Origin of the sequence: Streptomyces aurantiacus (assembly GCF_001418335.1) — a bacterium.
GTDB classification, from domain to species: Bacteria; Actinomycetota; Actinomycetes; order Streptomycetales; family Streptomycetaceae; genus Streptomyces; species Streptomyces aurantiacus.
The window spans coordinates 1-12,540 of record NZ_LIPP01000414.1; the positions used below are offsets into that span (position 1 = coordinate 1).

Sequence of the window (12,540 nt, forward strand, 5' to 3'; positions counted from 1 at the left end):
CACCTCATCGGTGACCGGTGGGAAGAGTCCACCGGCGCCGACATCGTCACCGTGGTCGACCCCGCCACCGAGGAAGCCTTCGCCCGCTTCGCCGCGGCATCCCCGGCCGACGTCGGCCGCGCCGTCACCGCCGCGGCCGACGCACAGCCCCGCTGGGCCGCGCTCACCGTCACGGAGCGCGTCGGCCACATCGACGCCTGGGCCGAGACGATCACCGCGCACGCCGCCGAACTGGCCGAACTGGAATGCCGCGAGATGGGCAAACCCGTAGGCGTCGGACGCACCTTCATCGACGGGGCCACAGCCGGCCTACGGGCCGCCGCGGCACAGGCCCTGACCTACCCGTTCACCGAGACGATGACCGGACCCGGCGGAGAACGCACCGACATCGTCCGCCACCCCCTCGGCGTCACCGCGGTGATCACCCCGTGGAACTTCCCCGTCCCGATGGTCCTCGGCGCCCTCGGCCCGCTGCTCGCCGCAGGAAACACCGTCGTGGTCAAGCCCTCCGAGCGTTCCCCCGTGTCCACGGTGCGCCTGTTCGAGCTGGCCGAGTCCGCCGGGCTCCCGGCAGGCGTACTGAACCTGGTCCTCGGCGAGGGCCGCACCGGAGCGGCACTCACGGAACACGAGGACGTACAACTCGTCCACTTCACCGGCTCCGTGGAAGCCGGCCGCAGCGTGGGCGGCGCGACCGGCCGCCGCCTGCGCCGCTGCGTCCTCGAACTCGGCGGCAAGGACCCGGTCGTGGTCGACGCCGGAGTCGACCCGGTGGCCACCGCCCAGGCCGTCGCGTTCGGCGCCTTCATCAACACCGGCCAGATCTGCACGTCCATGGAACGCATCTACGTCCACGAGCGGATCGCCGACGAGTTCGTCGAAGCACTGGTCGCCGCGGCCCGGACCTTCACCCTGGGCGACGGCACGGAACCCGCCACGGTCCTCGGCCCACTCGTGGACGAACGCCAGCGCGACACCGTACGACGCCACGTCGAGGACGCCGTCCGCAAGGGCGCCACCGTCCGCACCGGAGGCGCGGTGCCCGAACGCCCCGGCTACTTCTACCCGGCGACCGTGCTCACCGACGTCGACGACACCATGCTCGTCATGACCGAGGAGACCTTCGGCCCGGTCGCACCCGTCGTCGTCGTGCCGAGCTTCGAAGAGGGACTGGCACGGGCAGCCGACTCCCGCTACGGCCTCGCCGCCACCGTCTACACCCACGACCCCGCCCACATCACGGCAGCCGCACACCTGCCGGCCGGCGTCGTCTGGGTCAACCAGTGGCAGGGCGGCGGCCCGGAACGACTGTACGAGCCCGCCCGCGACAGCGGCATGGGAGCCACCGGAGCCCACGCCGCCTACGACGCGGCCACCCGGCCCACCTCCATCCACCACGCTCCCGCACCGGCAGCCACCCGATGACCCCCGCCAAGAACAGCAGCAATAACAGCAGCAAGGACACCACCGCCCGACGCATCCGCACCGCGGGCGATCAACTCATCGACCTCTCCCACCGCATCCACGCCCACCCGGAACTGGCCTTCGAGGAACACCTCGCCAGCCGATGGGTCGCGGAAGCCCTGAGCGACGCGGGCTTCGACGTCCGGCACGGATGCTACGGACTGCCCACAGCCGTGTCGGCGACCATCGGCAACGGCCCGACACACATCGCCTTCTGCGCCGAATACGACGCCCTGCCGGAGATCGGACACGCCTGCGGCCACAACATCATCGCCGCCGCGGCCGTCGGCGCCGGCCTCGGCCTCGCCCCCCTCGCGGACGAACTCGGCCTGACCGTGCACGTACTCGGCACCCCCGCCGAGGAAGGCGGCGGCGGCAAGATCCTCATGCTCGAACAGGGCGCCTTCGACGGCCTCCACGCCGCCATGATGGTCCACCCCGCCGCGACGGAATCAGCGGCGATGCCGGGCCTGGCCGTCACCCAGTTCGACGTGGCCTACCACGGCAAGCCCGCACACGCCGGCGCCTACCCCGAACTCGGCGTCAACGCCGCCGACGCCATGACCCTGGCCCAGGTGGGCGTCGCGCTGCTGCGCCAGCAGACCGCCCCCGACCAGCGGATCAGCGGCATCAGCACCGAGGCCGGCAGCGCCCCGAACATCATTCCGGACGTCAGCCGCGGCCGCTGGCTCGTCCGCACGGACAGCCTCGACACCCTGCGGCCACTGGCCCGCCGCGTACACCGCTGCTTCGAGGCCGGCGCACTGGCCACCGGCTGCGAACTGACCACCTCACCGGTGAGCCCCGACTACGCCGACCTGCGCCCGGACCAGGACATGCTGACCCGGTGGGTGGCCAACGCCACAGCGCTCGGCCGCTCCTTCCCGCACCTGCCGAACGGCGTCGCGGGCGCCTCCACCGACATGGGCAACGTCTCGCACGTGGTGCCCACCATCCATCCCATGCTCGGCCTGGACTGCTACCCGGCCGTCAACCACCAACCCGAGTTCACCGCCGCGTGCATCACACCGACAGCCGACCGAGCCGTCCTGGACGGAGCGATCGCCATGGCCTGGACAGCGATAGACACAGCAGCCGCGGCAAGCAACACGGCAGGCGAGGCAACGTAACCCGTAACCTCCGGTCAGTGACCGGAGGTCGCCTTCAGCCCGATCACGGCCACCAGCAGCAGACAGACGAAGAAGATCCGGGCGGCGGTCGCCGGCTCACCGAGCACCACCATGCCGAACACCGCGGCCCCGGCCGCACCGATCCCCACCCAGACCCCGTACGCGGTACCGATGGGCAGCGTCTTCGCCGCGTACGACAGCAGAACCATGCTGGCGACGATGCCGGCACCGGTGAGGACACTGGGCACCAGCCGCGTGAACCCCTCGGTGTACTTCATACCGATCGACCAGCCGACTTCCAGCAGACCGGCAACGACGAGCAGGACCCAGGCCATCAGGCACCTCCGTGAAGGAATCAACAGGGGTGCGTCGTCTTTGCCTGTCCCGGTACGGCGCGTCTCGTCGGGTTGCATCCACGGTAGCAAGGAGCGGGTACGAGTACGAACGGGTACGAGCCGGCGGTTCCGGCCGGCTGGAGATGCCAGGGACGCCAGAGACGCTAGAGATACAACCCGGTGGAGTCCTCGGACCCCTCGAACCGGTCCGCGGCCACGGCATGCAGATCCCGCTCGCGCATCAGCACGTACGCGGTACCCCGGACCTCCACCTCGGCACGGTCCTCCGGGTCGTACAGCACCCGGTCGCCCGGCTCCACCGACCGTACGTTCTGCCCGACCGCCACGACCTCGGCCCAGGCGAGCCGGCGGCCCACCGCCGCGGTCGCGGGGATCAGGATGCCGCCACCGGACCGGCGCTCACCCTCAGCGGCGTCCTGCCGCACGAGCACACGGTCGTGCAGCATCCGGATGGGCAGCTTGTCGTGATGGCTGCTGGGCTCATTCCTCTTGGCGCTCACGCATCCGAACCTACCTGCCTTCAGGCCGCTCGTCCGTAGGTGGGGTGGGTACGGATGCCAGGGTTACGGGCGGCCAGGTTACGGGTGGGGCGCGGGCCGGTTCAGCGCCTGCGGCGCTTGCGGCGGCCGGTGCCCAGGGTGAGCAGTCCGACGACGCCGACCACCACGAGGGCCACGGGCACGATGCGCTCCAGCCGCGGCGCCCCGTCCTCCGTGACGAACTGGCCCTTCACATCGTCGACGACGCGACTGACGCCGACGTAGGCACGGCCGAGGGTCTGGTCGACGCTGGACGCCACCTTCGCCTTGGCGTCCCCGACGATGGTCTTGGGATGCACCCGCACACCGATCTCGTCGAGCGTCTCGGCGAGGGTTTCGCGACGGCGCTCGATGTCCGCCTCGATCTGCGCCGGAGTCCTGGTGTCCGGCGTGCTCGACGTGTCCGACACGCGCTGCCTCCGTGGTCGTGGTCGTTCGGTTCCCGAGGCCTGTTGCCGATTCCCGACGGCCCCGTCTCTGGTCGACAGTCTGTCAGCTCCGCCCGCCGCGCACCGCTCGGCACCCCCATTACGCTCGGTTCCGTATCCACCACCTCGCAAGGAGACCGAACCGAGATGAGCGAGCGACTCCAGCCCGGCGACACCGCCCCCGCCTTCACCCTGCCCGACGCCGACGGCAACGAGGTGTCCCTGGCCGATCACAAGGGCCGCAAGGTCATCGTCTACTTCTACCCGGCCGCCCTCACTCCCGGCTGCACCAAGCAGGCCTGCGACTTCACCGACAACCTGGACCTGCTCGCGGGCGCCGGCTACGACGTCATCGGCGTCTCCCCGGACAGGCCGGAGAAGCTCGCCAAGTTCCGCGAGAAGGAGAACCTGAAGGTCACACTGGTCGGCGACCCGGACAAGAAGGTCCTGGAGGAGTACGGCGCCTTCGGCGAGAAGAAGCTGTACGGCAAGACGGTCGTCGGCGTCATCCGCTCCACGATCGTCGTCGACGAGCAGGGCAAGGTCGAGCGGGCCCTGTACAACGTGAAGGCCACGGGCCACGTAGCCAAGATCATCAAGGACTTGGCAATCTAAGGCCTCCATCGGTTCGGACGTCCGGCCGACCACCCTCTTCGCAACGGCCCGCCCCGCAAGCAGAAAGCGGCGCGGGCCGTTCCGCATTCCGGACGTGACCATGCGATAAACGGTTCGTTACTCCGTACGAGCCCGCGAACACGCGGCCGGAACGGAGGGGAATCATGCCGGTCAGCCCGTACACGAGGGAGCGACTGGAGGAAGCAGCGAGGTCGTCACGAACGCTGTCAGAGGCGTTGGGGAAGTTGGGAGTGGATCCGAAGAGTTCGACGCGCGGCTACATCCGGGCCCGCATGAAGAAGTTGGGGGTGGACACATCACGCTTCGAGCCGGAAGGAACAAAGTGGACGAGAACCTGCGCTTACTCTGCCCTAATTGCCATTCCGGCACGGATACTTACCGCGGCCGAGCCAAAAGGCGCAACCGGAGCACAGCCTCATGAGCAACCACAACCGCGTCCGGTACACCCGCGAGCAGTGGGTTCGGGCCGAGTGGCTCGGCAAGCCGATGACGCTGGAGGTGGACCACGTCAACGGAGACTGGAGCGACAACCGTCCCGAGAACCTGCGGCTGCTGTGCCCCAACTGCCACGCGATCACCAGCACCTGGTGTCGAGGGGGCAAAAGGCGATCCGCGTAGCAACCGACCACCAGCTGTCCGTGGCAGCCAGTAAACTAAGCGGCGCCACGGGCCCGTATCCCAGCTGGCAAGAGGATGCCGGTTTAGATCCGGTACGTCGTGGGTTCGAGTCCCACCGGGCCCACCATCCCAAAGGCCCAGCTCACACCCGTGAGCTGGGCCTTCGCCGTACAACGGCGAGTGGGCCCAGGCCCTCTCACTCGGTCGGCAGCGCGAACCACCGCAGCAGTACCGGCTTGGCGTCCGGCGGGGCGTCCTCCGGGCCTCGGGCGTAGCGGGCCAGGAGGTCCAGGTAGGCGTCGTGGAAGGCGGTCACCTCGTCCTTGGTGAGGTGGCTGAGGCTGCGTGAGCCGCGCATCCAGCCTTCCGATCGGGCCTGTTCCTCCGTGAACCGTCGGGCCAGCTCGATGTCTTCGTCGAGCCGCATCCGGTCGAGGGTGCCCGCGACGGCTTGCTCGGCGTCGGTCATCTGGTCCTGGGCGGGTCGGCGTATGTCGAGTCCGCGCACCGCTCGCCACCAGCGTTCGCGGCTGTTGGGCCGTTCCGGTACGTCCTCGATGAAGCCGCCGCTCTCCAGGCGGCGCAGGTGGTAGCTGAGGGTGCCGGTGTTTTCGCCGAGGGCGGTGGCGAGGGTGGTGGAGGTCGCGGGGCCGGAGACGGCGAGGTGCCGGAGGATCTTCAGCCGCAGCGGGTGGGCGAGGGCTTTGAGGGCTGCCGGGTCGCTGACCGTGCAGCGCTTGTTGCCGGGTTCGGCCTCGGTCTCTTTACCCGGTTCGGGTCCGGGTTCGGGCGCGGGCGCGGGCGCGGGCCGTGGCTCGCCTTCTTCGCTCATACGGGCAGCCTACCGTCGTCGCAGCCGAAACTCTGCAGAGCTATTGCTGCAGAATTTTCTCTGCAGACCTTCCATTGCAGAGAAAGGGCTGCGATCCTTGATGCAGGCGGGATGCTCCCCACCCACTCGGTCACTCACCTGGAGTCCTTCATGCTGCACGCCCGACGTCTCGTCATGACTCTGTCCGCCGTGGCTCTCGCCGTCTGTACGGGAGCGACGACATCGGCGACAGCGGTGTCGGCACGCGCCGGCACCCACGCCGGTGCGGGTGCGGGTGCGCAGAATCACGGCTTCCAGGACTGCCCGGCTCTCTCCGAGTTGCCGGAGGGAGCCGATCCGGCGAAGTGGCGCTGCGAGGCGATGACGGCCGTCGGGCATCTGACGCTCGGCCGGGTCGATGTGGCGATCGAGCGGCCGCTGGCGATCACGTTCGCGGAGGGTACGGACGACGGCGAGTTCCGCCAGGTGTTCGGCGCGATGGCAGCCGCTCCCCTACGAGTTCGGGGGACGCCGCTGTCGATCACGCCTCGGTACGGCGGTTACTCCGACTTTCAGTCCGACGACGAGCGGCGCGGCGAGCTGGATCTGACGTTTCGGATATCCGGGCCCGGGGTGCCGCCCGGTTGCTCCATAGGCAGTGTGGTGGACCCGGTTCACCTGGTGCTCAGGGAGACGGATCCGCCGCAGGTCGTGACGCCGGTTCCGCTGGTCGTCGCCTTCGGGGTCGAGGACAGCCGTTTCGAGGCGCCGAGGGTGTCTGGTTGCGGTCGGCTGGGTCCCGTGCTCGACAAGGTGCTGGGGCTTCCGTCGCCGGTGGGCGCGAACAGTATCGAGTTGGACGCCCGGGTTGCCATGCGCTCGTACGGTGACGAGGTGGAGCAGTCGGGTCCGGGGACGGGCAGTTGAGCACCGGGCTGTGAGGGGGCTTCTCAGCCCAGCAGTTCCCTCACCACCGGTACCAGTCCGCGGAATGCCTTGCCGCGGTGGCTGATCTCGTTTTTTTCGTCGGGGGTCAGTTCCGCGCAGGTGCGGGTGTCGCCGTCGGGTTGGAGGATCGGGTCGTAGCCGAAGCCGTGGGTGCCGGTGGGTTCGTGGCGCAGTGTGCCGTGCAGGCGGCCTTCGACGACTCGTTCGGTGCCGTCGGGCAGGGCGAGGGCGGCGGCGCAGGCGAAGTGGGCGGCTCGGTGTTCGTCGGCGATGTCGCCGAGTTGGGCGAGGAGGAGCTGGAGGTTGGCTCGGTCGTCGCCGTGTGTGCCGGACCAGCGGGCGGAGAAGATGCCGGGGGCGCCGCCGAGTACGTCGACGCAGAGGCCGGAGTCGTCGGCGACGGCGGGGAGGCCGGTGGCCTGGGCGAGGGCGTGGGCTTTGAGGAGGGCGTTCTCGGCGAAGGTGACGCCGGTTTCCTTGACGTCGGGGATGTCCGGGTAGGCGTCCGCGCCGACGAGGTCGTGCGGCAGGTCCGCGGCGGCGAGGATCGCCCTCAGCTCGGTGATTTTTCCGGGGTTGCGGGTGGCGAGGATCAGGCGGGTCATGGTGCTCACCCTAGTCAGGCGGGCGGTGTCGTACATGTGCCGTGTGCCGTGTGCCGTGTGCCATGTGCCGTGTGTGATCGTCGCCGCCCGCCGGGGCCGGTCGGTGTTGCTGCGGGGTGCGGCCCGCAGAGTGCGGGCCCGTGGGTCTACGGCGTGCAGACCTTGGTGAGTTCGCCGGCCGCGTCCGTCACGGGGCTGATGTCGGGTGTCGCGTCGCCGTTGTTGATGGAGTCGCGGACGTTGCCGACGGCCTTTTGGAGGTCGTCCACGGCCTTGTTGATGTCGGTGTCGTCGGTCTTGTCGCCGATGCTGTCGAGGTTCTTGTCGATCGAGTCGAGTGCGTCGTCCGCCTTGGTCGGGTCGTCCGCGGCGTTCTCCACGGCCTGTTGGAGGTCGGTGACGCTGTCGGCGATCGTGTCGGCGGTCTGGACGCAGTCCAGTGCCTTGTCGACGGCGTCGCAGCCGGTGGTCAGTCCGGCTGTCAGCGCGACGGCTGCCACGGCCGCGGCGACGGCGGTGATGCGGCGGGGTCGGCGGCGGCTCGCGGCCATGGAACGGTCCTCCCGTGGTCAGGCCCCCGAGGGCCCGGTTCGTAGGCCTCAGGGCCCCCGTTTGGTACTGGTGGTACTGGTTGGGCGGTTCAGCGGTCTGTTCAGCGGTGTGTCAGCGGTCTGTTCAGCTGTGTGCTGCCTGTGTGCTGTGCGCCCGCACTCATAGGGACGCGAAGGCCGGGGTCGTGGTTGCCCGTGGCGTCCGGCCGTCTTGGCACGCCTTTTACCTTTCGAGGACCGTATCAAGTGCCGTGCGCTGGGCGACAGCGAGTTCGGTGCAGCCCAGGACGGCCAGGTCGAGAAGGGAGTTCAGCTCGTCGCGGTCGAACGGCTCTGCCTCGGCGGTGCCCTGGACCTCGACGAAGCGGCCGTCGCCGGTGCAGACGACGTTCATGTCGGTGTCGGCGCGGACGTCTTCCTCGTAGCAGAGGTCGAGGAGGGGGATGCCGCCGACGATGCCGACGGAGACGGCGCCGACCGTTCCGGTGAGGGGCTGGCGGCCGGCCTTGATGAGTTTCTTGCCCCGGGCCCAGGAGACGGCGTCCGCGAGGGCGACGTACGCGCCGGTGATGGCGGCGGTGCGGGTGCCTCCGTCGGCCTGGAGGACGTCGCAGTCGAGGACGATGGTGTTCTCGCCGAGTGCCTTGTAGTCGATGACCGCGCGCAGGGAGCGGCCGATGAGCCGGCTGATCTCGTGGGTGCGGCCGCCGATCTTGCCGCGGACGGACTCGCGGTCGCCGCGGGTGTTCGTGGCGCGGGGAAGCATGGAGTATTCGGCGGTCACCCAGCCTTCGCCGCTGCCCTTGCGCCAGCGCGGGACGCCTTCGGTGACGGAGGCTGTGCAGAAGACCTTCGTGTCGCCGAAGGAGACGAGGACGGAGCCCTCGGCGTGCTTGCTCCAGCCGCGTTCGATGGTGATCGGGCGGAGCTGTTCGGGCGTGCGGCCGTCGATGCGAGACATGGCGTCGAGCCTAGTCGCATACGGGTGGGGGCCGCCTTCGATCACGGAAGCGGCCCCTCATGGGTGAGATGCGCGAGACTTCCCCGTACGCCGCGCGTGTCCCGGGTTCTACATCATGTCTTCGATCTCGCCGGCGATCGGGTCCGCGTCGGTGCCGATGACGACCTGGATGGCTGTGCCCATCTTGACGACGCCGTGGGCGCCCGCGGCCTTCAGGGCGGCCTCGTCGACCTTGCTCGCGTCGACGACCTCGGTGCGCAGCCGGGTGATGCAGCCCTCGACCTCTTCGATGTTGTCGATGCCGCCGAGCCCGGCGACGATCTTCTCAGCCTTGCTGGCCATGTCCTACTCCCTGATCCGAACCGCTTTGTCGCAGTAACCCACAGTTGGCCCATCTTTGCGAGCGGTCCCGTCGCCCCTGCCGAATGATGGCGATCACGACAGCGCGAACCGTTCGCCGACTGGTCTACACCAGTTTTCGACGGCCGCCAAACCCGCCTCGGAGGAACGCAGGAGGACACCCATGAGTGCCGGCAACGCAGCCGCGTCCGCGTCCGCGCGTTCTCGGGGGAGCAATCTGTTCCAGGGTCTGCAGAAGATGGGCCGCAGTCTGCAGTTGCCGATCGCGGTGCTGCCGGCGGCGGGCATCCTCAACCGTCTTGGGCAGCCGGATGTGTTCGGGGCCGACGGGCTCGGCTGGACGAATGTCTCCAAGGTGATGGCGGGTGCGGGCAGTGCGCTGCTCGACGGTTCGCTGGGGTTGCCGCTGTTGTTCTGTGTCGGTGTGGCCATCGGGATGGCGAAGAAGGCTGACGGTTCGACAGCGCTCGCGGCGGTGGCGGGTTTTCTCGTCTATTACAACGTGCTGCGGCAGTTCCCTGAGGACTGTGCGGATCAGGCGAAGGCGGTGGCTGCGGGCTGTCAGGCCAAGGACGGCACGGTGGCGGCCTTCACGTACCAGAATCCGGGTGTCTTCGGTGGCATCGTCATCGGTCTGCTGGCCGCCTATTTCTGGCAGCGTTATCACCGTACGAGGCTTGTCGACTGGCTGGGTTTCTTCAACGGCCGTCGGCTGGTGCCGATCATCATGGCGTTCGTGGCGATCGCGTTCGCCGCGCTCTGTCTGTGGGTGTGGCCGCCGATCGGCCGGGGTCTGGAGGACTTCAGCGACTGGCTGGTGAGTCTGGGCGCGTGGGGTGCGGGTGTCTTCGGTGTCGCCAACCGCGCGCTGCTGGTGATCGGGCTGCACCAGTTCCTGAACGTGCCGATCTGGTTCCAGTTCGGCAGTTACACCAAGCCGGACGGGGCGGCCGTCCACGGTGACATCAACATGTTCCTGGCGGGTGATCCGAACGCGGGTCAGTTCACGTCGGGGTTCTTCCCGATCATGATGTTCGCGCTGCCGGCGGCGTGCCTGGCCATGACGCATTGTGCGAAGCCCCATCGCCGTAAGGAGATCGGCGGTCTGATGCTGTCGATCGCGCTCACGTCGTTCGTGACGGGCATCACCGAGCCGATCGAGTACTCGTTCGTGTTCATCGCGCCGGCGTTGTATGTGGTGCACGCGGTTCTGACGGGTGTCTCGATGGCGGTGACGTGGGGGCTCGGCGTGCATGACGGGTTCAGTTTCTCGGCCGGTCTGATCGACTACGTCATCAACTGGAACCTCGCCACGAGACCCTGGGCGATCATCCCGATCGGCCTGTGCTTCGCGGCCGTCTACTACGTGGTGTTCCGTTTCGCGATCACGAAGTTCGACCTGCGGACTCCGGGGCGGGAGCCGGAGGAAGAGGTCGAGGACGTGACGAAGGCCTGACCTTCAGAGTGGTCCTTGTGGTGGCCTTCACCCCGTTATGTGACGACTTGGGGCGCTCATGGTCCAGACCACAAAACCGGCGGGTTCCTTATCTCACCTTCACCGTGCTACAACAGGTCTACACCACTCAGTGGTGTAGACCACAGGTCGTGACCGCAGGTCGTAGACCCAGGTCATTGAACCGCGTTCCCTCGAAGACGCCGCCGTCTCCCCCTTGCCTGCCCCCACAGGCGGCGCTTCGCCCTCTCCCGGCCGCCCCGGGCGGGGGGACACCCAGGAGGAAGTTGTGTCCACGGCCAGCGCCGCTCCCGCGGCTGCGAAGAAGAAGGGTTCCGGCGCGATGGCTGTCCTGCAGCGCATCGGTCGCAGCCTCATGCTCCCCGTCGCCGTCCTGCCCGCGGCCGCGCTCCTGGTGCGTCTCGGCAACGCCGACATGCTCGGTCGCGAGTCGTTCCCGGCGTTCATAACGAAGATCGCCGGCTTCATGGCGGCCGGCGGCAACGCGATTCTCGACAACATGGCGCTGCTGTTCGCCGTGGGCATCGCGATCGGTTTCGCGAAGAAGTCGGACGGCTCCACGGCCCTCGCGGCCGTCACGGGCTACCTGGTCTTCAAGAACGTGCTCGCCACGTTCACCGACAAGAACCTGCCGCAAGTCGCGACGGCCGTCGACGGCAAGGTCGTCATGGTCGACGCGCCCGTGGACGCCAAGGTGCTCGGCGGTGTGGTCATGGGCATCGTGGTGGCCCTGCTCTACCAGCGTTTCCACCGCACCAAGCTGCCCGACTGGGCGGGCTTCTTCAGCGGCCGCCGTCTGGTCCCGATCCTGTCCGCCTTCGCGGGTCTGCTGCTCGGCGTGGTCTTCGGTTACATCTGGCCGGTCCTCGGCACGGGTCTGCACAACTTCGGTGAGTGGCTGGTCGGTTCGGGCGCGGTCGGCGCCGGCATCTTCGGTGTCGCCAACCGCGCGCTGATCCCGATCGGCATGCATCACCTGCTGAACTCTTTCCCGTGGTTCCAGGCCGGTGAGTACGAGGGCAAGAGCGGTGACATCTCACGCTTCCTGGCCGGTGACCCGACCGCCGGGCAGTTCATGACCGGCTTCTTCCCGATCATGATGTTCGCGCTGCCCGCGGCCTGCCTCGCGATCGTCCACTGCGCCCGCCCGGAGCGTCGCAAGGTCGTCGGCGGCATGATGTTCTCCCTGGCGCTGACCTCGTTCGTCACGGGTGTGACCGAGCCCATCGAGTTCACGTTCATGTTCATCGCGCCGGTGCTGTACGGGATCCACGCGGTTCTCACCGGTGTCTCCATGGCGCTGACGTGGGCGCTCGGTATGAAGGACGGGTTCGGCTTCTCGGCCGGCGCGGTCGACTTCGGCCTGAACCTCGGCATCGCGACCAACCCGTGGGGCCTCGTCCTGGTGGGCCTGTGTTTCGCGGTGGTCTACTACGTGGTCTTCCGCTTCGCGATCATCAAGTTCAACCTGCCCACTCCGGGCCGCGAGTCGGACGAGGAACTCGCCGAGCTGCAGAAGGCAGAGGCCAAGTAGCCGCAGAGATCAAGTAGCGGCAGCGACCGAGTAGCCGCAGCGGCCCAGTAGTCCCGAGGCCTCTCCTCGACCGTTCCGGAATTCCCCGGCCGCCTGTGGGCGGTCCGGGGAATTCCGGAACGGTC

General features: G+C 68.5%; 14 protein-coding genes, 1 tRNA gene, 1 pseudogene and 1 riboswitch. Of the genes and pseudogenes, 8 read left to right on the forward strand and 8 right to left on the reverse strand.

Annotated features, from left to right (window positions below):
* The coding region (locus AOK01_RS37165; RefSeq protein WP_063792931.1) for an aldehyde dehydrogenase family protein at nt 1-1,425 on the forward strand (1,425 nt) is incomplete at its 5' end.
* On the forward strand, nt 1,422-2,594 hold the full coding sequence (locus tag AOK01_RS37170; protein ID WP_055519572.1) for a M20 family metallopeptidase: 1,173 nt from the start codon (nt 1,422-1,424) through the stop codon (nt 2,592-2,594). The genes AOK01_RS37165 and AOK01_RS37170, both read left to right, overlap by 4 nt.
* A gap of 14 nt (nt 2,595-2,608) precedes the next feature.
* On the opposite strand, the gene sugE is transcribed toward AOK01_RS37170, so the two are convergent.
* From sugE to AOK01_RS37185, 3 genes are all read right to left on the reverse strand, one after another.
* Complete coding sequence (gene sugE / locus AOK01_RS37175; RefSeq protein ID WP_055519574.1) at nt 2,609-2,929, reverse strand: quaternary ammonium compound efflux SMR transporter SugE; 321 nt, start codon at nt 2,927-2,929, stop codon at nt 2,609-2,611.
* 28 nt (nt 2,930-2,957) lie between these two features.
* Nucleotides 2,958-3,022: riboswitch (guanidine-III (ykkC-III) riboswitch) on the reverse strand.
* Nucleotides 3,023-3,093: 71 nt separating this feature from the next.
* On the reverse strand, nt 3,094-3,450 hold the full coding sequence (locus AOK01_RS37180) for a GroES family chaperonin (RefSeq protein WP_055519580.1): 357 nt from the start codon (nt 3,448-3,450) through the stop codon (nt 3,094-3,096).
* A gap of 101 nt (nt 3,451-3,551) precedes the next feature.
* The gene (locus AOK01_RS37185) at nt 3,552-3,899 is read right to left on the reverse strand and encodes a DUF3618 domain-containing protein (protein WP_055519581.1); all 348 of its coding nucleotides are present in this window, start codon (nt 3,897-3,899) and stop codon (nt 3,552-3,554) included.
* Between the two features lie 165 nt (nt 3,900-4,064).
* Here AOK01_RS37185 and bcp point away from each other — a divergent pair, with 165 nt between their 5' ends.
* From bcp to AOK01_RS37200, 3 genes and pseudogenes are all read left to right on the forward strand, one after another.
* Nucleotides 4,065-4,532 carry a thioredoxin-dependent thiol peroxidase gene (bcp, locus tag AOK01_RS37190; RefSeq protein ID WP_055519584.1) on the forward strand — a complete coding sequence of 156 codons (468 nt, stop codon included), beginning with the start codon at nt 4,065-4,067 and terminating at the stop codon, nt 4,530-4,532.
* Between the two features lie 486 nt (nt 4,533-5,018).
* A pseudogene (locus AOK01_RS45820) lies at nt 5,019-5,171 on the forward strand (HNH endonuclease); the annotation flags it as partial.
* Between the two features lie 49 nt (nt 5,172-5,220).
* Nucleotides 5,221-5,298: transfer RNA gene (locus tag AOK01_RS37200), tRNA-Leu, on the forward strand.
* A 69-nt stretch (nt 5,299-5,367) separates the two neighbouring features.
* Here the strand turns inward: AOK01_RS37200 and AOK01_RS37205 are convergent.
* Nucleotides 5,368-6,003, reverse strand: a complete 636-nt coding sequence (locus AOK01_RS37205) for an ArsR/SmtB family transcription factor (protein ID WP_079104067.1) — start codon at nt 6,001-6,003, stop codon at nt 5,368-5,370.
* Nucleotides 6,004-6,114: 111 nt separating this feature from the next.
* On the opposite strand from AOK01_RS37205, the gene AOK01_RS37210 reads away from it, so the two are divergent.
* Nucleotides 6,115-6,909 (forward strand): hypothetical protein, encoded by a 795-nt coding sequence (locus AOK01_RS37210; RefSeq protein ID WP_245702581.1) that lies wholly within the window; start codon nt 6,115-6,117, stop codon nt 6,907-6,909.
* Between the two features lie 23 nt (nt 6,910-6,932).
* Here AOK01_RS37210 and rdgB read toward each other — a convergent pair whose 3' ends face one another.
* The 4 genes from rdgB to AOK01_RS37230 all read right to left on the reverse strand — a co-directional run bounded on the left by rdgB (nt 6,933) and on the right by AOK01_RS37230 (nt 9,389).
* Nucleotides 6,933-7,535 (reverse strand): RdgB/HAM1 family non-canonical purine NTP pyrophosphatase, encoded by a 603-nt coding sequence (gene rdgB / locus AOK01_RS37215; RefSeq protein WP_055519587.1) that lies wholly within the window; start codon nt 7,533-7,535, stop codon nt 6,933-6,935.
* Nucleotides 7,536-7,681: 146 nt separating this feature from the next.
* The gene (locus AOK01_RS37220) at nt 7,682-8,086 is read right to left on the reverse strand and encodes a hypothetical protein (protein ID WP_055519588.1); all 405 of its coding nucleotides are present in this window, start codon (nt 8,084-8,086) and stop codon (nt 7,682-7,684) included.
* A 223-nt stretch (nt 8,087-8,309) separates the two neighbouring features.
* Nucleotides 8,310-9,047: a ribonuclease PH gene (gene rph, locus AOK01_RS37225; protein WP_055519591.1), complete on the reverse strand. Its 738-nt coding sequence runs from the start codon at nt 9,045-9,047 to the stop codon at nt 8,310-8,312.
* Nucleotides 9,048-9,155: 108 nt separating this feature from the next.
* Nucleotides 9,156-9,389 (reverse strand): PTS sugar transporter subunit IIB, encoded by a 234-nt coding sequence (locus AOK01_RS37230; RefSeq protein WP_055519594.1) that lies wholly within the window; start codon nt 9,387-9,389, stop codon nt 9,156-9,158.
* A gap of 181 nt (nt 9,390-9,570) precedes the next feature.
* Between AOK01_RS37230 and AOK01_RS37235 the strand changes: the two genes are divergently transcribed.
* The gene (locus tag AOK01_RS37235; RefSeq protein WP_055519596.1) at nt 9,571-10,863 is read left to right on the forward strand and encodes a PTS transporter subunit EIIC; all 1,293 of its coding nucleotides are present in this window, start codon (nt 9,571-9,573) and stop codon (nt 10,861-10,863) included.
* 286 nt (nt 10,864-11,149) lie between these two features.
* Nucleotides 11,150-12,415 carry a PTS transporter subunit EIIC gene (locus AOK01_RS37240; RefSeq protein ID WP_055519598.1) on the forward strand — a complete coding sequence of 422 codons (1,266 nt, stop codon included), beginning with the start codon at nt 11,150-11,152 and terminating at the stop codon, nt 12,413-12,415.
* Nucleotides 12,416-12,540 lie beyond the last annotated feature (125 nt).